This window comes from Rhizobacter sp. Root1221 (assembly GCF_001425785.1).
Lineage (GTDB): Bacteria > Pseudomonadota > Gammaproteobacteria > Burkholderiales > Burkholderiaceae_C > Rhizobacter.
The window spans coordinates 1-22,635 of record NZ_LMDI01000043.1; the positions used below are offsets into that span (position 1 = coordinate 1).

The following is a 22,635-nucleotide window of genomic DNA, read 5'->3' on the forward strand; positions in this document are numbered from 1 at the left end:
AAGGCAAGCCGCGCAAGCCTTCGCCGCCGCCCAACCGCCCCTGTTCAACTGAGGGGGAAATTATTCCGGACAGTAGTGGGCTTTCGCCGGGATGACAACGGTGCGATTGAGTCGACCCACCGATGAATCGGCGGCATCTCCGATGCCAGCTGGCAACGCTGCCATTCAGGTTGATTTTCCCCGGACAGCAGCGAGCTTCCGCCAACGAGGGGACGAGGCAACGGGGCGGTCCGCCCCGGACGATCGCGGCGCTATGCTCGGGTGATGGAGGACACCCGCCAACCCCGCCATGCCCCATTGTTCGCGCTGGCGGTGATGGGGTCGCTCGTCTCGCAGAACGTGGGCGCGGCCTGGGCCAAATCGTTGTTTCCGCTGGTGGGGACCGAAGGGGTCACCGCCTTGCGCGTCGGGCTCTCTGCCCTGTTGCTGCTGGCGCTGTGGCGGCCCTGGCGCACCCGCATCGCCCGGCGCGATGTGCCCAACCTGGTCGTCTACGGCGGCATGCTGGGGTTGATGAACCTGCTGATCTACAAGGCGTTCGAGCGCATCCCCATCGGGCTGGCCATCGCCATCGAGGTCACCGGGCCGCTCACGGTAGTGCTGCTGGCATCGCGCCGGCCCGCGGACTTTGCATGGGTCGCCTGTGCGGTGACCGGCCTCGCCCTGCTGCTGCCCATCGATGCCCGCGGCGGCACACTCGACCCCGTGGGCGTGGGTTTCGCGCTGGGGGCGGCCGTGTGCTGGGCGATGTACATCACGTTTGGCAAGCGGGTGTCGGCGCTCGGCGGCGGGCAGGCCGTCAGCGGGGGCATGCTGGTGGCCGCGCTGCTCACGGTGCCCATCGGCGTGGCCCACGCAGGTGCCGCGCTGGCCTCCCCGGCGGTGCTGCTGGCCGGCCTGGCCGTGGCCGTGTTGTCGAGCGCGCTGCCGTACTCGCTCGAAATGGCCGCCTTGAGGCGCCTGCCGGGCCGGGTGTTCGGCATCCTCGTCAGCGCCGCCCCGGCCATCGGGGCGATGGCCGGTCACGTGATGCTGGGTGAACGCCTGACCGCGTTGCAGTGGGGCGCGGTGGTGTGTGTGATGGCCGCGTCGGCCGGCAGCGCGGCCACCGCGTCAGCTGCGCGCCAGTAGCAGGTGCGACGCGACGCGGGCCAGCACCTCCTGCGCCTCGAACGGCTTGTCGATGACGGGCACCTGGCTCGTGCGCACGAACTCGCGGGCGCTGGACCCCAGCGTGTCGCCGGTGATGGCGATCACCCGGTGCTGCAGGTGCGGGTGGCGCCGGGTCAGCTCGGCGTAGAGCGCCGGCCCGTCGATGCCGGGCATCTTCAGGTCGGTCAGCACGAGGTCGAACGGCTCGGTGTCGAGGCGGCGCAGCGCGTCGAGGCCGTTGTGGGTCAGCACCACGCGGTGGCCCGCCGGCGTGAGGATGTCGCGCAGGATTTCGGCGATGTCCACCTCGTCGTCCACGACCAGGATGCGTGCGCCGTGTGCGCCGTCGGCGGTCGAACGTGTGGGCCCCGGGCCGTGGCGGGGGTGTGCGGCCGTGGACCGCAGCGCGGGCAGGGTCAGCTCGAAACAAGCGCCGGTGCTGCCGTCGGGCTCGCACAGCGCCAGCGCGCCGTGGTGCGACTGCATGATGCCGAGGCTCACCGACAACCCCACGCCCGTGCCTTCGCCCACCGCCTTCGTGGTGAAGAACGGTTCGAAGACGCGGGTGCGCACCTCGGGCGAGATGCCCGGCCCGTTGTCGGCCACGGTCACATGCACCTTGGTGCGGTCAGGGGACACCCGGCTCGCAATGCGCATCACCCGCGGCGCGGGCCGGCTGGCCATGGCCTGGTGGGCGTTGGTGAACAGGTTCATGAACACCTGGCCGAGCTGGTCGGCGTCGGCCATCACGGGTGGCAGGCCGGGGGCGAGGTTCAGGTCGAGCGTGACACCGCCGCTGCGCAGCGTGTACGTCAGCACGTCGAGCGCGTCGTTGATGATCACGTTGATGTCGGACGGCTCGCGCACCGACGCCTGGCGCCGCGCCATCGCGAGGAAGGTCTTGACGATGCGGGCGCAGCGTTCCGCGGCCTGGCGGATCTTTGCCGCGGTGTTGCGGTCGGCCATGCTTTCCGCATCGGTCTCCAGCTGGCTGGCCCGGCCCACCACCACCGCGAGCGGGTTGTTCAGCTCGTGGGCCACACCGGCCAGCAGCCCGCCGAGGGCCGACAGTTTTTCGCTCTGGTGCAGCGAGTCTCGCTGGCGGGCCAGTTCCTCCTCGGCATGGGCAGTCTCGGTCACGTCGCGAACGTTCAGCACGAGGCCCATCACCGCGGGGTGGTCACGCAGGTCGCGGCCCACGGCTTCGAGCACCCGCCACCGGCCGTCCTTGTGGTGGTAACGGAACTGCGACGGGATGCCGGTGGGCTTGACGAGCCGGGGCCGGATGCGCTCCAGGTCGTCCGGGTGCAGCAGCGACAGCGCCGGGCGGCCCACCAGTTCGTCGGGTGTGTAGCCCAGCATGCGTTCCACCGGCGGGCTCACGTAGCGGAATACCGCCTGTTCGTTGACCACCGCGATGAAGTCGGACGCGTTGTCGGTCATCGCCCGCCAGCGTTCCTCCGTCATGCGCAGCGACGTGAGCGCCATCTCGATCTGGCGTTTGTCTTCCCGCAGCGCGTTGTCGCGCTCGGCCACGTTGCCCGCCATGTGGTTGAACGCGGCAGCGAGGCGGCCCAGCTCGTCGTCACGGGTTTCGGGCAGGCGCACCGTGGTGTCACCGGCGGCCAGCTGTTCGGCCGCCAGCGTCAGCTGGCCCAGTGGCGCGGCCACGTGGCGCCGCAGCACCCACGTGAAGATCAGCAGCAGGCTCAGCAGCACCCCGAGCCCGAGTCCGAAGGCCCACACCGCGGGGGTCCATGCCTGCGCGAGGATGGTGGTGCCGGGCACGGCGGTGGCGATGTACCAGCCGGCGTGCTCGATGCGGGCCACCGCGAAATACATGCGGCGGCGGTGGGTGTGCCCCGTCTGCACGTCGACGTACGCGCGCGTCGCGGCGTCCATCAGTTCCTGGGGCAGGTCGCCGCCGAGGCGGCTCAGCGGGAAATTCCCGACGTCCTTCCAGACGGCCTCGCCGAGCGTGCTGTCGGCAATCAGTTGCCCGTCGGCCATGAACAGCAGGTGCCGGCCCTCGGCCGACGGGGGCGGCAGCATGCGGATCAGGAAGTCGGCGCTCTGGTACGGCGACCAGGCTTCGGCGGACGTGCCGGTGAGCGGGTTCACCTGCTCGGTGGTGTGCTGCAGCACGTGTTGTGCGAGGCGGGCGCGTTCCACCACCTGGTCGGCCAGGCGTGACATGGCCCGGCCCTCGGCCTGCCGGTACAGCACGTAGGTGCCGAACAGGCTGGTGAGCAGCAACACGAAGGCGCCGCCGGCCGCCAGGTGGGCGAGTGTCTTGCCGGTGAGGGTGCGGAAGAACGGTTGCGTCATGGCCGGGGGCTGACGGGGTCGGTGCCCCGGAAGATAGCAGCGAACGTGCGCTCAGGGAGCCCACAACGCAAGGGGGCTCACGGGATTCTCGAGGCTCGCCGGCTCGAGTGGCGGCGGCCCGTTGCTGGCGCTGGCCTGCATCGGGTGCGGCGCCGGCGGCGGTGCCCCGAGGGCGAGCACCAGCGTGGCGGTGCCGAGCAGCGCGGCGAACATCGCCGCCGGCAAGAAGTGGTTGGTCTTTTTCATGGAAGCTCCCTTGGATGGATCGGGGAAGTCTCGGCGCTGCAGGTTTCAACCGCGCTTCACGGCTGCCGGGGCGCGTTTCAATTGTCGGTGCCGCACCGGCATGGGGTGCACGCACCAGACCAAGTGATCCATGTTGGATCATTTGGTCTGCGAAGTTTTGCAAGTGGCTGATTTGATTGATGTTCATGGCCTGGCACGGTGCGTGCAAAGGGATGGTCCGGGAGTGCCACGGTGCCTCCCTTGGCCCACAGGTGACTCCATGAACGTCGGCGTTTTCATCCCCATCGGCAACAACGGCTGGTTGATCTCCGAGAACGCGCCGCAGTACCGGCCCACGTTCGCGTTGAACAAGGAGATCGTCGTGCGCGCGGAAGCGCATGGCTTCGACTTCGCGCTGTCGATGATCAAGCTGCGCGGGTTTGGCGGGAAGACCGAGTTCTGGGACCACAACCTGGAGTCGTTCACGCTGATGGCCGGGTTGGCCGCGGTCACGTCGAAGATCAAGCTGTATGCCACCGCGGCCACGCTCACGATGCCGCCGGCGATCGTGGCCCGCATGGCGTCCACGATCGATTCGATCTCGGGCGGGCGCTTCGGCGTGAACCTCGTGACCGGCTGGCAGCGCCCCGAGTACTCGCAGATGGGCCTGTGGCCCGGCGACCAGTTCTTCGGCACCCGCTACCAGTACCTCGCCGAGTACGTGCAGGTGCTGCGCGACCTGTGGGCCACCGGGCAGTCCGACTTCAAGGGCACGCACTTCCAGATGGACGACTGCCGCGTGAGCCCGCAACCGCAGGCGCCGATGAAGGTGATCTGCGCCGGCCAGAGCGACGCCGGCATGGACTTCAGCGCGAAGTACGCCGACTACAACTTCTGCTTCGGCAAAGGCGTGAACACGCCCACGGCGTTTGCCCCGGCGGCGCAGAAGCTGATCGAGGCCACCGCGAAGACGGGCCGCCACGTCACCACGTACGTGCTCGTCATGGTGATCGCCGACGAGACCGACGAGGCCGCCCGCGCGAAGTGGGAGCACTACAAGGCGGGCGCCGACCAGGAGGCCATCGCCTGGCTCGGCCAGCAGAGTGCGGCCGACACCCGCTCGGGCACCGACACCAACGTGCGCCAGATGGCCGACCCCACGTCCGCCGTCAACATCAACATGGGCACGCTGGTGGGGGCCTACGAGACCGTCGCACGCCTGCTCGACGAGATGGCCGAGGTGCCCGGCACCGAAGGGGTTCTGCTGACGTTCGACGACTTCGTGGCCGGCGTGGAGGCCTTCGGCACCCGCATCCAGCCGCTGATGGCGAGCCGGGCCCACGTGCAGGCCACCGTGCCGTCGCGCGTGGTCGCCCCCGAGCCCGTGGCCGCGTGAGGACCGGCCCATGAAGAACACCACCATCACCTCCACGACGCCGGTGGGCGCCTTCGGCACCGCCGGTGCCCTGGTGCTGCCGGCGCGCCCCGAGCCCGTCGCGTTCCGGGCCACGGACACGGCGCTCGTGGTCGTCGACATGCAGAACGCGTACGCATCGATCGGCGGCTACGTGGACCAGGCGGGGTTCGACATCTCGGGCGCGCAGGGGGTGATCGAGAACATCGCCGCCTGCGTGGCGGCAGCGCGGGCGGCCGGCATCCCGGTCGTGTTCCTGCAAAACGGGTGGGACCCGGCCTACCAGAAGGCTGGCGGCCCGGGGTCGCCCAACTGGTACAAGTCCAACGCGCTGAAGACGATGCGCCAGCGCCCGGCGCTCCAGGGGCGCTTCCTCGCCGAGGGCGGCTGGGACTACGCGCTCGTCGACGCGCTGCAACCGCAGGCCGGCGACCTCGTGGTGCCGAAGACCCGCTACAGCGGCTTCTTCAACAGCACGCTCGACAGCACGCTGCGTGCGCGGGGCATCCGCCACCTCGTGTTCACCGGCATCGCCACCAACGTGTGCGTGGAGGCCACCCTGCGCGACGCGTTCCACCTCGAGTACTTCGGCGTGATGCTCGAAGACGCCACGCACCAGCTCGGCGACACCACCATCCAGCAGGCTTCGGTCTACAACATCGAGACCTTCTTCGGCTGGGTGTCGACGGTGCCCGAGTTCCTGCGTGCCGTCGCCACCTGAACCCCTTCCCGGAGAACCTCCCTATGCCCAAACAAGCCATCATCCCGCCGGGCACCGGCACCCCCATCGCCCCGTTCGTGCCCGGCACGCTGGCCGACGGCGTGTTGTACGTGTCCGGCACGCTGCCGTTCGACAAGGACAACAACGTGGTGCACGTGGGGGATGCCGCCGCGCAGGCGCGCCACGTGCTGACCACCATCCAGGGCGTGGTGGCGGCCGCTGGCGGCACGATGGACGATGTGACCTTCAACATGATCATGCTGAAGGACTGGGCCGATTACGGGAAGATCAACACGGTGTACGCGGAGTTCTTCCCGGGCACCAAGCCGGCCCGCTACTGCATCCAGTGCGGCCTCGTGAAACCCGATGCGCTCGTCGAGATCGCGTCCATCGCCCACGTGGGCCAGGTGGGCTGACGATGCCGGTCACCTTCGACGTGCACGGCCCCGACGGGGCTGCCACCGTGTTGCTGTCGTCCGGCCTCGGGGGCGCGGCGGCCTTCTGGCAGCCGCAGCTGCCCGCGTTGCTGGCGGCTGGCTACCGCGTCATCGCGTACGACCAGCGTGGCACCGGGCGCAGCCCCGGCACGTTGCCCGCGCCGTACACCATCGCCCACATGGCGCAGGACGTGGTCGAGGTCCTCGACGCCAGCGGCACGGCGGCATGCCACCTCGTGGGCCATGCGCTCGGCGGGCTCGTGGGGCTGCAGCTCGCGCTCGACGCACCGGGCCGCGTGTCGAGCCTCGTGCTCGTCAACGCGTGGTCGGCCCCCAACCCGCATTCCGCCCGGTGTTTCGACGCCCGGCTGGCGCTGCTGGCCGCACACGGCCCCCGCGCGTACGTGGAGGCGCAGCCCATCTTCCTGTACCCCGCCGCGTGGTGTGCCGCGAACGCAGCGCGTGTGCAGGCTGAGGTGGACCATGCCTTCGCCCACTTCCCCGGCGAGGCCACGATGCGCGCGCGCATCGCGGCGCTGCGGGCATTCGACGTGGATGCGCGCCTTGGCAGCATCGGCGTGCCCGTGATGGTGGCCGCTGCGATGGACGATACGCTCGTGCCGTGGACTTGCTCGCAGCGCCTGGCGGACGGTTTGCCTGATACGACGTTCGAGCGTGTGCCCCATGGCGGCCATGCGCACACCGTCACCGACAGCCCCACCTTCAACGCCCAGCTGCTCGCGTTCCTGGCGCGTGCCGGCGCCGGCCGGCTGGTGTGACCACCATGCTGCCGCCAAAGGAAAATTTCCGCGACGCGATGTCCCGGCTGGGCGCGGCGGTCAACATCGTCACCACCGACGGCCCGGGCGGGCGCGCGGGCTTCACCGCCACCGCCGTGTGCAGCGTGACCGACGACCCGCCCACGCTGCTCGTGTGCCTGAACCGCGGGGCCTCGGTGTACCCGGTGTTCTCCGCCAACGACGTGTTGTGCGTGAACGCGCTCGGCGCAGGTCAGCAATCGATCTCCGGCCTCTTCGGGGGCAAGACCCCGATGGCGGACCGCTTCGCCGCGGTGTCGTGGCACACCGGCGTCACCGGCGCGCCGGTGGTGGACGATGCCGCGGTGTCGTTCGACTGCCGTGTGGTGCGGCGTGCCGAGGTGGGCTCGCATGAGGTGTTGTTTTGCGAGGTGCAGTCGCTGGCTACCCATGCCGAGGCTCATGGGCTCGTCTACTTTGGCCGGCAGTATCACGACGTGAGGGCGACCTGAATCGTCTCGCCGCGCTCGAGTCATCGGGACGAGGCCTGATCGTCAGGAGGAACGGGCGCAGGACCCTGGAACAACGTTCGAACTCGCGGCATCCGAAAGGCGGGAGACGCTGCGATGTTGCCTCGGCTCCAGGGTGATTGCAGCCAAACAGATTCAACAACCGAATGACAGGTGCTGCCTAAACCCGACGTTGGCTAGTTGACCCGAACCGCTTCGCCACGCTGTTGAGCGATCTGTTGCACACGGGCGGCGAAGGCAGGCGAGCGCCGCAACTCCTCGTACCTGGCACGCGCCGCTTGATGGCTCCGGTCGCTGAGGTCGGGCGGCTCGCGCATCTCGATGTCTCGCAATCCGGACTGGATGTAGAGCTCCAGATCGGCGATCACTTCTGCTCGGGTCACTTGATGCGGTGGCATGTCGTGATCCTTGTTGTTTTCGCTTTGGGCGACTGCGGTACCCGCTGCGAGAGTCGCAGCGACGATGGCGATAATGGTCTTCGGGTTCATGGTTTTTTCCTGTGATCGGCAAGGTTGTTGGCCTCTGCCTGAAGTGCTGCGTCGAGACGCTGGATATCCTGCGCGCAGCCGCCCCGCGGCTTCTGCAAGATCACTCACAAGGCTGAGGCGGCTTGGAGGGGGAGGGCGTACTCGCCCTGACCGCATCCCGCGGCGTCCTACTTCAGTTGGCTCTGCACCTTGGCAATGCCTGCGACGGCGCACTGCTCGTCCAGGTGGCCGCCAGGCGCGCCGCCCACGCCAACTGCACCGATGACGTCATTGCCCACCTTCACCGGCACGCCGCCGCCCAGCAACAGATAGCCGGGAATGTGCGCGAGGTTGGCGGCCGCAGGGTTCTTCTGCACACGCTCCATCATGGCCAACGTGCTCTCTTTCGCGGACGCTGCGGTGTAAGCCTTCAGGCGGCTGGAGTCGATAGTATGTGGGCCGCTGTCATCGGCGCGTTGGACGGCACGCACGGTACCCGCGCGATCCACCACCGTGGCCGTGACGGCATAGCCGTTGGCGGTGCAGGTGGCCACGGCCTGAGCCGCAATCTGCGTGGCCAGATCCAATGAGATGTTCTTTTCGTGCCGCACACCTTGGGCATGAACGGTGACGCCAACGAACAGGGAGAGTGTGACTGCGGCTTTGACGAGGGGATGCTGCATGGTGGTTTCAGGTGCTGGATTTCTGCGGTTCGAGATCGGCGCCACCCGTTGTGGCGCCGTCCGGAGACTGTAGAAAACCACCCTCGAATCGCCCATTCGTGCGGCTACGCGCGAGGCTCCGTAGAACTACGCGACGTCCCCCGACGCTGCCCGCGCAGCGCTAACCCAGCGCCAATGAGGCATACCGCCGTATCACCTGCGCTAACGAATCCATGCCGAGCTTGGCCAGCAGATTGGCACGGTGGGTCTCCACAGTGCGCGGCGACAGGCTCAATGCCCGACCGATCTCCTTGTTGGTCAGGCCTTCGACGATGAGGCTGAGTACCTCGCGCTCGCGGGCCGACAACTGGGCGTAGCGGTCGAGCGCCTGCTGGTCCGCCTGGAGCCGCTCGCGGGATCGCACGTGCTGACGAACCGCACTCTGCAGGGCGTCAATCAGCAGTTCGTCATCTACGGGCTTTTCCAGAAACTCCGAAGCCCCGGCCTTGAAGGCGCGGCGGCACATCTCCACCGTGCCGTGACCGGTCAGCAGAATGATCGGATGATCCACACCCTTGGCCGCCAGATGTTCCAATACCGTGAAGCCGCCGAGGACGGGCATGCGGACGTCGAGCACGATGGCACCGATGCTGGTGCGATCGATTTCCGCCACAAAGGTTTGGGGATCGGACCAGGCCCGCACGCGCAGCCCGACGGTGCTGATGAGCAGGCTCAGGCTATCGCGCACGGCCGCATCGTCGTCCACAAGGTGGATCAGGGGCGAGAGCGAAGACGCGTTATCGATCATGGTTCGAAGAGGCGGTGGACAGCGTCAGGATGAACTCAGCCCCGCGCTCGGTGGTCGACGCCTGCGGCGCCAAGGTCAATCGAGCATCCATGGCCTGAGCCAAGCTTTCGCACAGCGTCAGGCCAAGACCGAGGCCGCCGGGACGCGTGGTGTAGAACGGCTCGAACAGGCGTTGGCGCGTCTCCGCTGCCATGCCCGCCCCGCAGTCATGGATCGACAGGTGCACCCGACTGTCATCGGCGCTGGTCATGGCGATGCTCAAACGACGCTCGCCGGACGGCACCTGCTCCAGCGACTGCAAGGCGTTCATCAACAGGTTGTGAATGATCTGCTGCAGGGCAACGGGCTCTGCGAGCACCGGCGGCAGGCTGGGATCGTCCGTGACTGTGGTCGCGATGCTGCGCTCTGCCAGTTCGGGCTCCAGCAGTCGCAGGACATCCTGTACGGCGGCGGCCAGGGGCAACGGCTGGACGTTGCCTGCCAAGTCGGGCCGTTCCACCAGGCGACGCAAGCGGCCCACGACAGCGGCCGCGCGTCGAGCTTGCTCCACGACGTGGGACATGGCGATCCGGGCGGCCTCCAGTTCGGGCTGATCTTCAACCAGCAGCCGTTTCGCGGCCTGTGTGCCGGACAGCAGCGCGGTCAACGGCTGGTTCAGCTCATGCGCCATGCCTGCTGCCAGCTCCCCCAGCGCGTTGAGACGTGCAACCTGTCCCAGGCGCAGCAACTCCTCTGCCCGTCTGCGCGATGACCGCTGGCGCCACGCTGCGAGCGCCCCCACCCAGGCGGCCCCTGTCAGCACACACCAGGTCAGCATGGCGAGCCAAGGCAGTTCGCGAAGTCCGACCGTACGCTGCGCCACCACGTCCAGCGGCTGGCTCGGAACCATCAGCCGCTTGTGGAAGCCGTAGTTCCACCACATGCCCGTGGCGTCGCTGACCCGGCCCGGTTGCACCACGAATGCGGCGCCACCCCATTCCAGCGTGACGCGCACGGGACTGGATGCCATGTCCATAGGCCACTCGTCACGCGGTATGGTGGCGAGCAGATCGATCTGCAACGCGTAACTGGACGGCGAGCCGGCTATCACCAAGTGATAACGGCCGGCGTCCAGATCGATCAATGCCATCTCTGGATGGCCCGACCGGCGCGACGCGGCTTCCGCCGCTGAAAGCGAAGCTGCCAGCGCAGGGGGCCACGTTCCGTCCGCCGTTCGCTGCTGGACGGACAGGATCTGGGGATAGACCGACGGCAAGCGCGTCACGGCAGCTGCTGCTGTTCCGGCGGTGTTACCTGTTGCTGCCTCGACGGCCGGTGGCTGCAGCAGGGCCAGCGTCGCCATCACCGCGTCGTACTGAACCACCCACTGACTGAGCCTGCGATGGACGATGCGCCCATCAGTTTCGAAGGTGGACCGGAGTTGCTCCAGGCGTGCTTGAGCCAGGAACGTCGCGCCCACGCAGGCCACTAGCGCCCACACGAGCAGCGCGGCCACATGGCGTCTTGTGAAAAAACTGCGTCCAGCCATGGTCATGGGCCCGGATTCTGGCATGCGCACACCCGCCACGATGCCCGCTTTGATGGGCGTTCTTCACGGTCGCTGGAATCCTGGTGGTCGACAGCCCACGGGAAACGTGACGTGGGTGCGACCTGAATATCCTTGCCGCCTTCGAATCATCGGGAAGACGCCGACCGCAGTAGAGCCGACGTGTCACCTGTTTCCGCGTTGGCCGCCCCGAGGGGTGTTTCGCTAGACACTTGTACGCCTTGGGCGTATAGTGCACGGATGCTCACCGTTGTCGAAACGCTCCTTTTCCAGCGCCAGTGGCCTCTGTACTGGACGGAAAAGAGAGAGGAGCCTTCGCGGCCTATATCGCGGAGCGCCCTGCCGCCGGAGATGTCGTGCCCGAATCCGGCGGCATTCGCAAAGTCCGCTGGGGGCGAGCAGGTTCGGGCAAATCGGGTGGTGTTCGGGTGATCTATTTCACTCGCACCGCTGAAGGTGAAGTTGTCTTGCTCACGCTGTACGCAAAGGCGAAGACAGACAACCTGACTGGTCCCAAGTTGAAGGAGATCCGCCGTGCCCTCGAAGAGTAAACCCCTGACCAAAGCTGAAATCGCAGCGTACGAGGCCAAGCGCGATCTCGCGGCTGACCTTCTGCAATCCGTGAAGGAGATGAAGGCCGGTCAAGTTCGCGTAGTGTCATCGCCGGTCATTGAGGCCCGCCAGAAGACCGGCCTGTCTCAGTCCCAGTTTGCAGCGCTGATGGGCGTGTCTGTCCGCACATTGCAAGGCTGGGAGCAAGGTCGCAAGCAGCCAAGCGGCGCAGCGCGTACTTTGCTGGCCATTGCGAGCACCAATCCGAAGGCGCTGTTGGCTGTAGCAGGAGGGTAGCCTCTCCTGTGTCTCGAAGCCGTCGGCTTTGATGTCGCGGGCTACGGCTGGCGTGGACCGATGCCCTGCAACACGATCCGCTGCACGTTCTCCACGGTCTCCTCGAAGAACACCGGATCCGCCAGCGTGCGCCCCGTGAGCGCCTCCACCTGCACCGCGAAGTCCGCATAGTGCTGGGTCACGGCCCACAGCGCAAACACCAGGTGGTGCGGTTCCACCGGCGCCAGCCGGCCCGACGCCACCCACGCACGAATGACCTCGGCCTTGCGGTCCACGAGCTCGCGCAGTTCACGCGCCAGTTCGTCGCGCAGCAGCGGCGCCCCCTGGACCATCTCGAGGCAGAAGAGGCGCGAGGCCTCGGGCTGGTCGCGCGACAACGCGAGCTTCGCGCGGATGTAGCCGGCCAGGGCCTCGCGCGGGTCCTGCTCGGCGGCGAAGCCACGCAGCGGTTCGAGCCAGACGTCGAGCAGGTCCTGCAGCACCGCGACGTACAGTGCCTCCTTGCTGGCGAAGTAGTAGAAGAGGTTGGTCTTCGACACGTCGGCCGCGGCGGCCACCTGGTCGATGGTGGTGCCGTGCAGGCCGTAGCGCGAGAACAGGCGCAGCGCGGCGCCGAGGATGGTGGCGCGCTTGTCGGCGATCTGGCGCTGGCGGCGTGTGCCGGCGGCGGGTTCGCGCGCGGTCTTGCGGGGCACGGGGGCCTTCTTGGGGGCGGCGGTGGGCATGGAGGCAGGTTTTAGCACGGCCCACGCCCCGGCTGTCACGCGCCCGACAACGCCACCGACCGGTGCACCCACGCCGGCGTGGCCACCGCTTCCGCGAGGAACCGCCCCACCTGCCGTCGGGCCACCTGCATGCGGCGGGTGGCCCCGTCGGCCGACACGAAGGCGGGGGTGTCGTCCGCCCCGTCGGTGAGGTTCACCGGCTGGGCCAGCACCCAGTCGAGGCCGCTGCCGCGCACGGTGGCCTCTTGCCGTTCCGTGTCGGCGATCTGCGGGGCCAGCAGCACGCGGAACATCAGGCGGTAGATGAAGGGCAGTCGACCGCGCGTGGCGCCCACCCCGTAGGTCGACTGCACCACGAGCCGCCGCACACCGTGCCGGCGCATGGCGTCCACCGTGTGGCGGGTGCCGGCGGACCTCACGTCGAGCGGCGTGCTGCGCGGCCCGCGCAAGCGCACGGCCACCGCGCTTTCGGTGATGCCGAGGGTGACGATCACCGCATCCTGTCCCGCCACGGCACGGTCCAGGTCCCCGGGGTTCGTGGCGTCGCCCGGCAGGCACCGGAGTTGGGGCGACAGGCCCTGCAACGCGGCGGCACCGCGGGAAAACGCCGTGACCCGGTGGCCCGCGGCGAGCAGGGCGTCGAGGGTGGCGCGGCCGGATCCGCCGGTGGCGCCGATGACCAGGACGTTCATGTGGATCTCCTTGAGAAGTTCGGGGAGTCCAGTGTCCGGGCGCAAGGCCGGATGAACCATGCCCTGGAATCTTCCATCGCTGCTCGAACGTCCAGGGTCGCTGGACGAACAGGCCGGGCCCGCGCACAGTTCAGGCCATGCACACCCCACCGCCCTCCGGCCCCTGGCCCTCCGCCGATCCGCTCGGCGAGGCGTTGCATGCGTTGCGCATGAGCGCCGTGTTCTGTTGCCGCTCGGAGGTGAGGGCGCCTTGGGGTGTCACGATGCCGCCGATGCCGGGGTGTGCGATGTTCCATGTGGTCACCGAAGGTCTCTGCTGGGTGGACACTGGCGATGGGGCGCCACGGCGGCTCCAGCCCGGCGGGTTCGTGCTGGTGCCCCATGGCGAAGGCCACGCCCTGGTCAGCCAGCCCGACACCCCGCGGGTGGACCTGTTCGACCTGCCTCGGGCATACACCGGCGGCCGATATGAACTGCTGCGGTTCGGCGGCAGCGGTGACCCCGCGACGCTGCTGTGTGGGGCGGTGCGTTTCGACGACCCCGCCGCGCGGCGCCTGATCGCGATGTTGCCGCGGGCGCTGTGGGTCGATGGTGCCGAGTCGGCGTGGATGCAATCGACGCTGCAGCACCTGGCCGTGGAGGCCCGGCAGATGCGACCCGGCGGCGAGGCGGTGGTCACGCGCCTGGCCGACATCCTGATCATCCAGGCCCTGCGCGCGTGGATCGAGAACGACCCATCGGCGCGCACCGGCTGGATCGGCGGGCTGCAGGATCGCGCAGTGGGCGCCGCGCTCGCGGGCATCCACCGCGACCCGGCGTTCGAATGGACCCTCGTGTCCCTCGCCAGCGCCGCGGCGATGTCACGGTCTGCCTTCGCCGCACGGTTCACGCAACTGGTGGGGGTGCCCCCCATGCAGTACGTGGCGCAGTGGCGCATGCACGTGGCCCACGCGCGCCTGAGCGAACACGGCGGGGCCATCCCCGAGGTGGCCGAAGGGGTCGGCTACCACTCGGAGGCGGCGTTCAGCCGGGCGTTCAAGCGGCACCTGGGCGTGGCGCCGGGTGAGGTGGCGCGGCGCGCGCCGCGCGCACGCACGCCTGCGTGAAACGCCTCCGCTGAACTGTTGTGTTTGAAGCAGCCGAGTGGTTGTGTGTTGGGAAGTCAACGGTGCACTGTTGGATTCCCGACCGCAAGGAGGTGACCGCTGGTGCGCGTTGATCCTCGCAAATATCCTTGCAGATCAATGGCTTGAGTGTGATCCGAGGCTCGTGCAGGAGGGCGGCACATGGCTTGCGAAAGACGGTCCTGACATGACCTGTTGACGCGAGCCGCATGACCTCCCTGAGCACCGCCCGACCGCCCGCAACCACCCTGTACAGCCGCATCCGCGAGGAGTTGCGGGAACGCATCCTGTCGGGCGCCTGGCAGCCCCATGACCGCGTGCCGTCCGAGAGCACGCTGATGGCCAAGTACGGCGTGAGCCGCATCACCGTGCGCCAGGCGCTCGGTGACCTCGAGCGCGCCCGCATGATCTTCAAGGTGCCGGGCAAGGGCGCCTTCGTGGCCGAGAACAAGCCGTTCCAGGAGCTGGGCCGCCTGCAGGGCTTTGCCGAAGCGATGGGGGCCATGGGCCACGAGACCTTCAACCGCGTGCTGCGCCGGGAGACCGTGCCGGCCAGCGCCACGGTGGCCGAGCGCCTGCGCCTCGCGCCAGGCACACCGGTCACCGAGGTGCAGCGTGTGCGGTACCTGGACCGCGAGCCGGTGTCGGTGGACCACACCTGGCTCCCGCAGGCCCTCGGCGACCGGGTGGTGCGCGAAGACCTGGCCACGCGCGACATCTTCCTCATCCTGGAGAACGACTGCGCCACGCCGCTCGGCCACGCCGACCTGGCCCTCGGCGCCCGGCTGGCCGACGAGGCCCTCGCCGCCCACCTGGGCGTTCGCACCGGCGCGCCGGTGCTGCACATCGAACGCCTGACCCACGACCGCGGCGGGAACCCCGTCGACTACGAACACCTGTACTGCCGCTCCGACAGCTTCCAGTACCGCATGCGGCTGCAACGCCGCTGAAACCCCGAGGACACGAACCCGATGAACACGATCGAGACCGAAGTGGACGTGCTGGTGATCGGCGGCGGCACCGCCGGCCCGATGGCCGCCGTCAAGGCCAAGCAGGCCAACCCCGCACTGCGCGTGCTGCTGCTCGAGAAGGCGAACGTGAAACGCAGTGGTGCCATCTCGATGGGCATGGACGGCCTGAACAACGCCATCATCCCCGGCCATGCCACACCGGAGCAGTACGTGCGCGAGATCACCATCGCGAACGACGGCATCGTCAACCAGAAGACGGTGATGGCCTATGCGCAGAACAGCTTCCCGATGATCGAGGAGCTGGACCGCTGGGGTGTCAAGTTCGAGAAGGACGAGACCGGCGACTACGCGGTGAAGAAGGTGCACCACATGGGCAGCTACGTGCTGCCGATGCCCGAGGGGCACGACATCAAGAAGGTGCTGTACCGCCAGCTCAAGCGCACGCGGGTCGACATCACGAACCGCCTCGTGGCCACCCGGCTGCTGACGGGGCCCGATGGGCGCATCGCCGGTGCGATGGCGTTCGACTGCCGCACGGCCGACTTCCACGTGGTGCGGGCCAAGTCGGTGGTGCTCGCCTGTGGCGCGGCCGGGCGCCTGGGCCTGCCGTCGTCGGGGTACCTGTTCGGGACGTACGAGAACCCGACCAACGCGGGCGACGGCTACGCGATGGCGTACCACGCGGGCGCGGAGCTGTCGGGCATCGAGTGCTTCCAGATCAACCCGCTGATCAAGGACTACAACGGCCCGGCGTGCGCGTACGTCACCGGCCCGTTCGGCGGCTACACCACCAACGCCGAAGGCCAGCGCTTCATCGAATGCGACTACTGGAGCGGCCAGATGATGTGGGAGTTCTACCAGGAACTGCAGGGTGGCAAGGGCCCGGTGTTCCTGAAACTCGACCACCTTGCCGAGGAAACCATCTCGGCCATCGAGACCATCCTGCACACGAACGAGCGGCCGAGCCGCGGGCGTTTCCACGCGGGCCGCGGTACCAACTACCGCGAGCGGCTCGTCGAGATGCATATCTCGGAGATCGGCCTGTGCAGCGGCCATTCGGCCTCGGGCGTGTGGGTGGACGAACACGGGCGCACCACGGTGCCCGGCCTGCACTCGGCCGGTGACATGGCCTGCGTGCCCCACAACTACATGCTCGGTGCGTTCGTGTACGGCCGCCTGGCCGGTGAAAGTTCGGCCGCGTGGTGCGCCGAACACGACTTCGCGCCGGTGGATGCGCAGCAGGTGGCGCAGGAGCGTGCCCGCGTGTGGGCGCCGCTGCAGCGCGAGCGGGGCCTGCCGCCGAACCAGGTGGAGTTCAAGCTGCGCCGGTTCGTCAACGACCACCTGCAGCCGCCGAAGGTCACGCGGAAGATGGAGATCGGCCTCGAACGGTTCGAGGGCATCCGCGAGGACCTCGAGCACCTGAAAGCCCGCGACCCGCACGAGCTGATGCGCGCGATGGAGGTGCACGCGATCCGCGACTGCGCCGAGATGGCCGCGCGGGCGTCGCTGTACCGCACCGAAAGCCGCTGGGGGCTGTACCACGCGCGGGTCGACTACCCCGAGCGCAACGATGCCGAGTGGTTCTGCCACGCCCAGCTCAAGAAGGACGAACACGGCGCGATGACGAGTTTCAAGCGCCCCATCGAGCCGTACGTCGTGCCCGTCAACGACACCGAACGCAACGCCTACCGCGAGCTGCGCATCGCGGTGCCGGCCTGAGAGACCGAGAAGGAGACCCCATGCAAATCGCCCCGATCGCATTCACCCCGTCGGCCGTGCCCGTCACGGTCGATTCCGAGAAATGCATTGCCCACAAGGGCTGCACCGTGTGTGTCGACGTGTGCCCGCTCGACGTGCTGGCCATCGACCTGTCCAAGGGCACGGCCTACATGAAGTTCGATGAATGCTGGTACTGCATGCCTTGCGAGAAGGACTGCCCCACGGGCGCCGTGCACGTCGACATCCCCTACCTGCTCCGCTGACGCTGAAGGACCTTCCGATGAACCTCCGCATTCCCCTGGCCGGCCTCGCCCTCGCGCTGGCCCTGAGCGGCGCAAAGGCCGGTGAAACCATCCGCGTCGCCATCGGCACGCAGGACACCACGATCAACTGCGCCACGGGTGGCCTCCTGATCCGCGAGCTGAAGCTGCTCGAGAAGTACCTGCCCCGCGACGGCAAATACAAGGACGTGACGTACGACGTGCAGTGGAAGAACTTCACGTCGGGCGCCCCGCTCACGAACGAGATGGTGGCCGACAAGCTGGACTTCGGCGCGATGGCCGACTTCCCCGGCTCGCTCAACGGCGCGGCCCACCTGAAGGCCGGCAAGAAGAGCATCTTCCTGTCGGTGCTGTCGGGCAGCACGATCGGTTCGGGCAACGGCATCGTGGTGCCTGCCGAGTCGAAGGTGCAGTCACTTGCCGAGCTGCGTGGCAAGCAGATCTCGGTGCCGTTCGCGTCCACGTCGCACGGCATGCTGCTGCGTGCGCTGAAGGCGCAGGGCATCGACCCGGAGAAGGACGTCAACATCGTGACCCAGGCGCCCGAGGTGGCCGGCTCCGCCTTGCAGGCCAACAAGATCGACGCCCACGCCGACTTCGTGCCGTTCGCCGACCTGTTCCCGTACCGCGGTTTTGCCCGAAAGATCCTCGATGGTGCCCAGGCCAACGCACCCACGTTCCACGGCGCGCTGGTGAGCGCCGAGTACGCGAATCAATACCCCGAGATCGTGGTGGCCTACCTGCGGGCGGCCATCGAGGCCAACCGCCTGATCGCGGCCGAGCCCGAGAAGTACAGCGAACTCATCGCGAAGGTGACCGGCATCGAGGCCGAGGTGAACTACCTGTTCCACGGCCCGCTCGGCCTGCAGACGCGTGACTTCACGTGGAAGCCCGAGTACCGCCAGGCCCTGGCCACGTCGATCGACACGCTGCGCATCCTCAAGCGCCACGACGCCGACCTGACCGCCGACACCTTCATCGACGACAAGTACATCCGCGCCTCCTTCCAGCAGTCCGGGCTCGACTACGACGTGCAGCTCAAGCACTACGACAAGCTGCCGCTGAAGGCCAACGACCACCTGACCGGCAAGCCCATCACCGAGTTCAAGCGCGTGGCCCAGGTGTGGGTGGAGGGTGAGCCGCTGGTGCGCCACTACGCCTCGCCCGAGAACGCGTTCGCCGACGCGAAGAAGGCCACGGCCGCGGGCCGCAAGATCCGCGTGATCTTCGCGCACGATGACAACCTCGGCATCAAGCTGCTGGCCAACCAGGCGTGGTTCGCGGCCGATGCGAAGGGCCAGCTGCACGCCTTCTTGCTGAAGGACGCCGCCACCGCGTGGGCCTCGGCCCACAAGGGCAAGGTGGTGGACTACGCCGCGGCACGCGACACCACGGTGCACGTGGCGTCGGCCCGCTGACCGAGGTGCGGCCGTGAGTTCCACCTCCGCCACCCTGGCCGCCCCGGTGGCCCCGGCGCGGCCCGCCGGCACCGGGGCCCTGTCGCGCTGGCTGGCCGGTGCGTTGTCGATCGCTGCGTGCGTGGTGGCGTGGCACCTGCTGGCCACGTACCACGTTCGCACGCCGGTCATCACGTTCGCGAACGTGCCGCCGCCGCTCGAGGTGGCGCAGGCCGGCCTCGATCTGCTCGAATCGCCGAAGCTGCTGCGCCACCTCGGGTGGAGCCTGCTGCGCATCACCGCGGGGTTCCTTGCCGCGGCCGCCTTTGGCATCGGCCTCGGGCTGCTGATCGGCCGCTTCCGCTGGGCGCAGGCCGTGCTGCAACCGCCCCTGGAAGTGCTGCGGCCTGTGCCAGCCGTGGCGTGGATCCCGCTGGCGATCCTCATGTTTCCGTCATCCGAGGTGTCGATGATCTTCGTGACCTTCACCGGCGCGGTGTTCCCGATCCTGTTGAACACGGTGCACGGGGTCGAAGGGGCGGACGCCCGCCTCGTGGCGTCGGCCCGCAGCCTCGGGTGCCGCGGGCAGCGGGTGTTCTCGCAGGTGATCCTGCCCGCCGCCGCACCGAGCATCGCCACCGGGCTGTCGATCGGCATGGGCACGTGCTGGTTCTGCCTCGTGTCGGCCGAGATGATCTCGGGCCAGTACGGCATCGGCTACTACACGTGGGAGTCGTACACCTTGCAGAACTACGCAGGCATCGTCGTGGGGATGTTGTGGATCGGGCTGTTCGGCATGGGCAGCAGCGCGTTGATCCGCCGGGCGGCCCGGGTGCTGATGCCCTGGCAGGGAGCGGGCGCATGAGCGGGCACGTCCAGGTCGACCGCATCGGCATCCACCTCGGGGCCGGGGTGCAACGGTTCGAGGCGGTGCAGGACCTGAGCCTCGACATCGCCCCGGGCGAGTTCGTGTGCCTGCTGGGGCCGTCGGGCTGCGGCAAGTCCACGCTGCTCGGGGCGCTGGCCGGGCACCTCGCACCCACCGCCGGCCGCATCCGCGTGGACGGCCAGCCGGTGGACGGGCCGGACCCGTCGCGGGGGCTCGTGTTCCAGCACCACACGCTGTTCCCGTGGAAGCGGGTGGTGGACAACGTGGCGTTCGGCCTGCAGATGAAAAACGTGCCGCAGGGCGAACGCCGCACGCGCGCCCGCGAACTGCTTGCCAGCGTGGGCCTCGGCGACTTCGCCGAGCGGTACCCCTCGCAGCTTTCGGGGGGCATGCAGCAGCGGGTCGAGATCGCCCGGGTGTTGATCAACCACCCGGCCGTGCTGCTGATGGACGAGCCGTTCGGGGCGCTCGACGCCCTGACACGCGTGAAGATGCAGCGGCTGCTGCTGGACGTGTGGGCGCGCATCCGCACCACGGTCGTGTTCGTGACGCACGACATCGACGAGGCGCTGTTCCTTGCCGACCGCATCGTCGTGATGAGCGCGCGGCCGGGCCGCATCGTCGAGCAGATCGCCTTGCCGTTCGCGCGGCCGCGCGATGCGTCGTTGCTGACCACGCCGGAATTCGCGGCCCTGAAGCGCCATTGCCTCGCGCTGCTGGAAGAACCCGACGAAGGGGACCCGCTGCCACGCCTGACCCCGCTCGGTGCACCCCGTGCCGAGGAACCCTGGCGTTTCGCCGTTTAGGAGATTGTTCCGATGACCCTGTCCGCCCGCCTGTCGAGCGACGACCCGTCCATCCGCCGCATCGCGCTGCTCGAACTCGCCGACGAGGAGGACGAGGCCGGCCTGCCCGCGTTCGTGGCCGCGTTGTCCGGCGACCCGGCCGCCGTGGTGCGTGATGAAGCCGCGCGGCGCCTGGCCAGCTGGGACACCCCCGAGGCCGTGGACGCCCTGGCCCACGCGCTGCTGGACACCGACCCGGCCGTGCGCGCCACGGCAGCCCAGAGCCTCACCGAACTGAAAGACCCGCGTTCAGGTGAACGCCTGTTGCCGTGGGCGCGCCATGCCGATGCTGGCGTGCAGGCGGCCGCACTGCGGGCGCTGCGCGAGTTGCGCCTGCCGGCGGCGGCGGCACCGGCCGCCGCCGCCCTCGGCAGCCCCGACGCCGTGGTGCGGCGCGAGGCGGTGGGTGTGCTGGGCTGGCTCAAGCAGGTGGATGCGCTGCCCGCCCTGGGTCGCCTGGCCACCGGCGATCCCGATGCCGAGGTGCGCCGCGCCGCCACCGGCGCGCTGGGCCTGGCGGAAGGCGATCGCATCGCCGCCGTGCTGCCCGCACTGGAAGCGGCGTTGGCCGACCCGGTGTGGCCGGTGCGCGAGGAGGCCGCGGGCACGCTGGCGAAACTGGTGCCACCAGCCGCGCTGGTGGCACTGCAGGCCGCGATGCGGGACGACTTCTGGCAGGTGCGCCTGCGTGCCGCCCGCGCGCTGGGCCGCCTGCGCAACCCGGCGGCGCTGCCCGAACTCACCGAGGCGCTCACCCACCCGATGGCGAACCTGCGCAAGGAGGCGGCCATCGCGTTGGGGGAGGTGGGTGACCCGGCGGGCCTGCCCGCGCTGGAGGCCGCCGCTGCCGACCCGGACCCCGAGGTGCGCAAGGCGGCACGGCTGGCCATCGGGCGGGTGGGGCGATGAACGGGCTGCCGGAGGCCGTGGAGGTCGCCCGTGGTGCGTTGCGCCTGCGCTGGGAAGACCAATCCACCACCGAATGGCCCGCCACCCGCCTGCGCGCCGAATGCCGCTGCGGCGATTGCCGCTCGCTGCGGCTGGCAGGGCGGGCGCCCACCGGCGACGGTGCGGAGCTGACCGGCGCGGAACCGGTGGGCCGCTACGCCCTGCAGCTGCTGTTCCGCGATGGCCATGACCGTGGCATCTACCCATGGGACTGGCTCAGGAACGGGTGACGGGGCACGCGGATTGCCGCAACATGGGGGTGGCAACCGATGGAGGTCCACCATGACCGACCTGATCTTTCGCGACCGCCGGGATGCGGGCCGCGACCTGGCCCAGCGGCTCGTCCGCTATGCCCACCGCCCCGACGTGACCGTGCTCGCGCTGCCGCGTGGCGGCGTGCCCGTCGCGGCCGAACTGGCCGAGGCGTTGCACGCGCCGCTCGACGTGTTCGTGGTCCGCAAGCTCGGCGTGCCCGGCCAGCCGGAGCTGGCGATGGGCGCCATCGCCTCGGGTGGCGCGCGCGTGATGAACGAAGACATCGTCTCCAGCCTGGAGATCCACGCCGACACCATCGACGCCATCACCGCCGAGGAACACGCCGAACTCGACCGCCGCGAGGCCCTGTACCGCGAGGGGCGTCCGCCGCTCGACGTGCATGGCCGAACCGTGTTGCTGGTCGACGACGGTGCGGCCACCGGCGCGACGATGCGGGTCGCCGCCGTGGCGCTGCGGCAACTGCGCCCGGCACGCATCGTCGCGGTGTTGCCAGTGGCTTCGGAAGACGCCTGCTCGCGCGTGAGCCGCGTGGTCGACGCGGTGGTCTGCGCCCAGATGCCCGAACCGTTCCGCGCGGTGGCCGTCTGGTACGACAACTTCGACCCCGTCGAGGACGACGAGGTGCATGCCGCCCTGGCCCAGGCCGAAGCCGGCGCCGAGCGCGCCTGACACCGGAGATCAAACCACCCGCGCAGAACAGCGATGGACTCCCGGCCTGCGATGCGCATGCCGCCCATCTTGTCGTCCCGGCGGAGGCCCACTGCTGTCCCGGGAAAATCTCGGGTCATCCCGGCGAACGCCCACTACTGTCCGGAATAATTTCCCCCTCAGTTGAACAGGGGCGGTTGGGCGGCGGCGAAGGCTTGCG

26 protein-coding genes are annotated in these 22,635 nt (G+C 68.9%); 18 read left to right on the top strand and 8 right to left on the bottom strand.

The window, feature by feature from the left end:
• Positions 1-264 precede the first annotated feature (264 nt).
• Entirely contained in the window at positions 265-1,131 is an 867-nt protein-coding gene (locus ASC87_RS23920) for a DMT family transporter (RefSeq protein WP_056668630.1), read from the top strand.
• On the opposite strand, the gene ASC87_RS23925 is transcribed toward ASC87_RS23920, so the two are convergent.
• Both ASC87_RS23925 and ASC87_RS23930 read right to left on the bottom strand, forming a co-directional pair.
• Positions 1,114-3,480 (bottom strand): PAS domain-containing sensor histidine kinase, encoded by a 2,367-nt coding sequence (locus ASC87_RS23925; protein WP_056668633.1) that lies wholly within the window; start codon positions 3,478-3,480, stop codon positions 1,114-1,116. The two genes, ASC87_RS23920 and ASC87_RS23925, sit on opposite strands and share 18 nt — an antisense overlap.
• A gap of 51 nt (positions 3,481-3,531) precedes the next feature.
• Positions 3,532-3,726, bottom strand: a complete 195-nt coding sequence (locus ASC87_RS23930) for a hypothetical protein (RefSeq protein ID WP_056668636.1) — start codon at positions 3,724-3,726, stop codon at positions 3,532-3,534.
• 259 nt (positions 3,727-3,985) lie between these two features.
• Between ASC87_RS23930 and rutA the strand changes: the two genes are divergently transcribed.
• Genes rutA through rutF form a run of 5 tightly spaced genes read left to right on the top strand, consistent with a single transcriptional unit; the run spans position 3,986 to position 7,547 of the window.
• The gene (gene rutA, locus ASC87_RS23935) at positions 3,986-5,101 is read left to right on the top strand and encodes a pyrimidine utilization protein A (protein ID WP_056668639.1); all 1,116 of its coding nucleotides are present in this window, start codon (positions 3,986-3,988) and stop codon (positions 5,099-5,101) included.
• 10 nt (positions 5,102-5,111) lie between these two features.
• Positions 5,112-5,840, top strand: a complete 729-nt coding sequence (gene rutB, locus ASC87_RS23940) for a pyrimidine utilization protein B (protein WP_056668642.1) — start codon at positions 5,112-5,114, stop codon at positions 5,838-5,840.
• A gap of 23 nt (positions 5,841-5,863) precedes the next feature.
• Positions 5,864-6,256: a pyrimidine utilization protein C gene (gene rutC, locus ASC87_RS23945; protein WP_056668645.1), complete on the top strand. Its 393-nt coding sequence runs from the start codon at positions 5,864-5,866 to the stop codon at positions 6,254-6,256.
• A 2-nt stretch (positions 6,257-6,258) separates the two neighbouring features.
• Positions 6,259-7,056, top strand: a complete 798-nt coding sequence (gene rutD / locus ASC87_RS23950) for a pyrimidine utilization protein D (RefSeq protein WP_056668648.1) — start codon at positions 6,259-6,261, stop codon at positions 7,054-7,056.
• 5 nt (positions 7,057-7,061) lie between these two features.
• Positions 7,062-7,547, top strand: coding sequence for an NADH-dependent FMN reductase RutF (gene rutF / locus ASC87_RS23955; RefSeq protein WP_056668715.1), 486 nt, complete (start codon positions 7,062-7,064; stop codon positions 7,545-7,547).
• Positions 7,548-7,741: 194 nt separating this feature from the next.
• Here rutF and ASC87_RS23960 read toward each other — a convergent pair whose 3' ends face one another.
• From ASC87_RS23960 to ASC87_RS23975, 4 genes are all read right to left on the bottom strand, one after another.
• Positions 7,742-8,053, bottom strand: coding sequence for a DUF4148 domain-containing protein (locus ASC87_RS23960; RefSeq protein WP_056668651.1), 312 nt, complete (start codon positions 8,051-8,053; stop codon positions 7,742-7,744).
• Positions 8,054-8,220: 167 nt separating this feature from the next.
• Complete coding sequence (locus ASC87_RS23965; RefSeq protein ID WP_056668654.1) at positions 8,221-8,715, bottom strand: heme-binding protein; 495 nt, start codon at positions 8,713-8,715, stop codon at positions 8,221-8,223.
• A gap of 160 nt (positions 8,716-8,875) precedes the next feature.
• The gene (locus ASC87_RS23970; protein WP_056668657.1) at positions 8,876-9,502 is read right to left on the bottom strand and encodes a response regulator transcription factor; all 627 of its coding nucleotides are present in this window, start codon (positions 9,500-9,502) and stop codon (positions 8,876-8,878) included.
• A complete protein-coding gene (locus ASC87_RS23975) occupies positions 9,492-11,036 on the bottom strand; it encodes an ATP-binding protein (RefSeq protein WP_082568899.1) in 1,545 nt (514 codons plus the stop codon). Before ASC87_RS23975 ends, ASC87_RS23970 begins: the two co-directional genes overlap by 11 nt.
• A gap of 290 nt (positions 11,037-11,326) precedes the next feature.
• Here ASC87_RS23975 and ASC87_RS31070 point away from each other — a divergent pair, with 290 nt between their 5' ends.
• Both ASC87_RS31070 and ASC87_RS23980 read left to right on the top strand, forming a co-directional pair.
• On the top strand, positions 11,327-11,599 hold the full coding sequence (locus tag ASC87_RS31070) for a type II toxin-antitoxin system RelE/ParE family toxin (protein ID WP_369820788.1): 273 nt from the start codon (positions 11,327-11,329) through the stop codon (positions 11,597-11,599).
• The gene (locus ASC87_RS23980; RefSeq protein WP_056668679.1) at positions 11,583-11,897 is read left to right on the top strand and encodes a DNA-binding transcriptional regulator; all 315 of its coding nucleotides are present in this window, start codon (positions 11,583-11,585) and stop codon (positions 11,895-11,897) included. Before ASC87_RS31070 ends, ASC87_RS23980 begins: the two co-directional genes overlap by 17 nt.
• A gap of 41 nt (positions 11,898-11,938) precedes the next feature.
• Here ASC87_RS23980 and rutR read toward each other — a convergent pair whose 3' ends face one another.
• Together rutR and ASC87_RS23990 are read right to left on the bottom strand one after the other, a co-directional pair.
• The gene (gene rutR / locus ASC87_RS23985) at positions 11,939-12,622 is read right to left on the bottom strand and encodes an HTH-type transcriptional regulator RutR (protein ID WP_056668682.1); all 684 of its coding nucleotides are present in this window, start codon (positions 12,620-12,622) and stop codon (positions 11,939-11,941) included.
• A gap of 35 nt (positions 12,623-12,657) precedes the next feature.
• Positions 12,658-13,314: an NAD(P)-dependent oxidoreductase gene (locus ASC87_RS23990; protein ID WP_056668685.1), complete on the bottom strand. Its 657-nt coding sequence runs from the start codon at positions 13,312-13,314 to the stop codon at positions 12,658-12,660.
• A gap of 137 nt (positions 13,315-13,451) precedes the next feature.
• On the opposite strand from ASC87_RS23990, the gene ASC87_RS23995 reads away from it, so the two are divergent.
• The 10 genes from ASC87_RS23995 to ASC87_RS24040 all read left to right on the top strand — a co-directional run bounded on the left by ASC87_RS23995 (position 13,452) and on the right by ASC87_RS24040 (position 22,436).
• Positions 13,452-14,420 (top strand): AraC family transcriptional regulator, encoded by a 969-nt coding sequence (locus ASC87_RS23995; protein WP_056668688.1) that lies wholly within the window; start codon positions 13,452-13,454, stop codon positions 14,418-14,420.
• 227 nt (positions 14,421-14,647) lie between these two features.
• Positions 14,648-15,388, top strand: a complete 741-nt coding sequence (locus ASC87_RS24000; RefSeq protein WP_056668691.1) for a GntR family transcriptional regulator — start codon at positions 14,648-14,650, stop codon at positions 15,386-15,388.
• A 21-nt stretch (positions 15,389-15,409) separates the two neighbouring features.
• A complete protein-coding gene (locus ASC87_RS24005) occupies positions 15,410-17,131 on the top strand; it encodes a fumarate reductase/succinate dehydrogenase flavoprotein subunit (protein WP_056668694.1) in 1,722 nt (573 codons plus the stop codon).
• Positions 17,132-17,151: 20 nt separating this feature from the next.
• Positions 17,152-17,394: a ferredoxin family protein gene (locus ASC87_RS24010; protein ID WP_056668696.1), complete on the top strand. Its 243-nt coding sequence runs from the start codon at positions 17,152-17,154 to the stop codon at positions 17,392-17,394.
• A gap of 17 nt (positions 17,395-17,411) precedes the next feature.
• The gene (locus ASC87_RS24015; RefSeq protein ID WP_056668699.1) at positions 17,412-18,830 is read left to right on the top strand and encodes an ABC transporter substrate-binding protein; all 1,419 of its coding nucleotides are present in this window, start codon (positions 17,412-17,414) and stop codon (positions 18,828-18,830) included.
• 13 nt (positions 18,831-18,843) lie between these two features.
• Complete coding sequence (locus ASC87_RS24020; protein ID WP_082568900.1) at positions 18,844-19,674, top strand: ABC transporter permease; 831 nt, start codon at positions 18,844-18,846, stop codon at positions 19,672-19,674.
• The gene (locus ASC87_RS24025) at positions 19,671-20,504 is read left to right on the top strand and encodes an ABC transporter ATP-binding protein (RefSeq protein ID WP_056668702.1); all 834 of its coding nucleotides are present in this window, start codon (positions 19,671-19,673) and stop codon (positions 20,502-20,504) included. Before ASC87_RS24020 ends, ASC87_RS24025 begins: the two co-directional genes overlap by 4 nt.
• A 12-nt stretch (positions 20,505-20,516) precedes the next feature.
• Complete coding sequence (locus ASC87_RS24030) at positions 20,517-21,452, top strand: HEAT repeat domain-containing protein (protein ID WP_056668705.1); 936 nt, start codon at positions 20,517-20,519, stop codon at positions 21,450-21,452.
• Positions 21,449-21,721 carry a DUF971 domain-containing protein gene (locus ASC87_RS24035; protein WP_056668709.1) on the top strand — a complete coding sequence of 91 codons (273 nt, stop codon included), beginning with the start codon at positions 21,449-21,451 and terminating at the stop codon, positions 21,719-21,721. The genes ASC87_RS24030 and ASC87_RS24035 overlap by 4 nt, the downstream gene beginning before the upstream one ends.
• A 52-nt stretch (positions 21,722-21,773) precedes the next feature.
• Complete coding sequence (locus ASC87_RS24040) at positions 21,774-22,436, top strand: phosphoribosyltransferase (RefSeq protein WP_056668712.1); 663 nt, start codon at positions 21,774-21,776, stop codon at positions 22,434-22,436.
• Positions 22,437-22,635: the final 199 nt, after the last annotated feature.

Excerpts from the sequence above, each read along its gene's own strand:
- ASC87_RS23990 (WP_056668685.1), bottom strand. The coding sequence starts at position 13,314 with ATGAACGTCCTGGTCATCGGCGCCACCGGCGGATCCGGCCGCGCCACC.
- ASC87_RS24010 (WP_056668696.1), top strand. The coding sequence starts at position 17,152 with ATGCAAATCGCCCCGATCGCATTCACCCCGTCGGCCGTGCCCGTCACG.
- ASC87_RS23995 (WP_056668688.1), top strand. The coding sequence starts at position 13,452 with ATGCACACCCCACCGCCCTCCGGCCCCTGGCCCTCCGCCGATCCGCTC.
- rutB (WP_056668642.1), top strand. The coding sequence starts at position 5,112 with ATGAAGAACACCACCATCACCTCCACGACGCCGGTGGGCGCCTTCGGC.
- ASC87_RS23970 (WP_056668657.1), bottom strand. The coding sequence starts at position 9,502 with ATGATCGATAACGCGTCTTCGCTCTCGCCCCTGATCCACCTTGTGGAC.
- ASC87_RS24030 (WP_056668705.1), top strand. The coding sequence starts at position 20,517 with ATGACCCTGTCCGCCCGCCTGTCGAGCGACGACCCGTCCATCCGCCGC.
- ASC87_RS23975 (WP_082568899.1), bottom strand. The coding sequence starts at position 11,036 with ATGACCATGGCTGGACGCAGTTTTTTCACAAGACGCCATGTGGCCGCG.
- ASC87_RS23920 (WP_056668630.1), top strand. The coding sequence starts at position 265 with ATGGAGGACACCCGCCAACCCCGCCATGCCCCATTGTTCGCGCTGGCG.
- rutF (WP_056668715.1), top strand. The coding sequence starts at position 7,062 with ATGCTGCCGCCAAAGGAAAATTTCCGCGACGCGATGTCCCGGCTGGGC.
- ASC87_RS23930 (WP_056668636.1), bottom strand. The coding sequence starts at position 3,726 with ATGAAAAAGACCAACCACTTCTTGCCGGCGGCGATGTTCGCCGCGCTG.
- ASC87_RS24015 (WP_056668699.1), top strand. The coding sequence starts at position 17,412 with ATGAACCTCCGCATTCCCCTGGCCGGCCTCGCCCTCGCGCTGGCCCTG.
- ASC87_RS23925 (WP_056668633.1), bottom strand. The coding sequence starts at position 3,480 with ATGACGCAACCGTTCTTCCGCACCCTCACCGGCAAGACACTCGCCCAC.
- rutR (WP_056668682.1), bottom strand. The coding sequence starts at position 12,622 with ATGCCCACCGCCGCCCCCAAGAAGGCCCCCGTGCCCCGCAAGACCGCG.
- ASC87_RS24035 (WP_056668709.1), top strand. The coding sequence starts at position 21,449 with ATGAACGGGCTGCCGGAGGCCGTGGAGGTCGCCCGTGGTGCGTTGCGC.
- ASC87_RS23965 (WP_056668654.1), bottom strand. The coding sequence starts at position 8,715 with ATGCAGCATCCCCTCGTCAAAGCCGCAGTCACACTCTCCCTGTTCGTT.
- ASC87_RS24000 (WP_056668691.1), top strand. The coding sequence starts at position 14,648 with ATGACCTCCCTGAGCACCGCCCGACCGCCCGCAACCACCCTGTACAGC.
- rutA (WP_056668639.1), top strand. The coding sequence starts at position 3,986 with ATGAACGTCGGCGTTTTCATCCCCATCGGCAACAACGGCTGGTTGATC.
- ASC87_RS24025 (WP_056668702.1), top strand. The coding sequence starts at position 19,671 with ATGAGCGGGCACGTCCAGGTCGACCGCATCGGCATCCACCTCGGGGCC.
- ASC87_RS24040 (WP_056668712.1), top strand. The coding sequence starts at position 21,774 with ATGACCGACCTGATCTTTCGCGACCGCCGGGATGCGGGCCGCGACCTG.
- rutD (WP_056668648.1), top strand. The coding sequence starts at position 6,259 with ATGCCGGTCACCTTCGACGTGCACGGCCCCGACGGGGCTGCCACCGTG.
- rutC (WP_056668645.1), top strand. The coding sequence starts at position 5,864 with ATGCCCAAACAAGCCATCATCCCGCCGGGCACCGGCACCCCCATCGCC.
- ASC87_RS23960 (WP_056668651.1), bottom strand. The coding sequence starts at position 8,053 with ATGAACCCGAAGACCATTATCGCCATCGTCGCTGCGACTCTCGCAGCG.
- ASC87_RS24005 (WP_056668694.1), top strand. The coding sequence starts at position 15,410 with ATGAACACGATCGAGACCGAAGTGGACGTGCTGGTGATCGGCGGCGGC.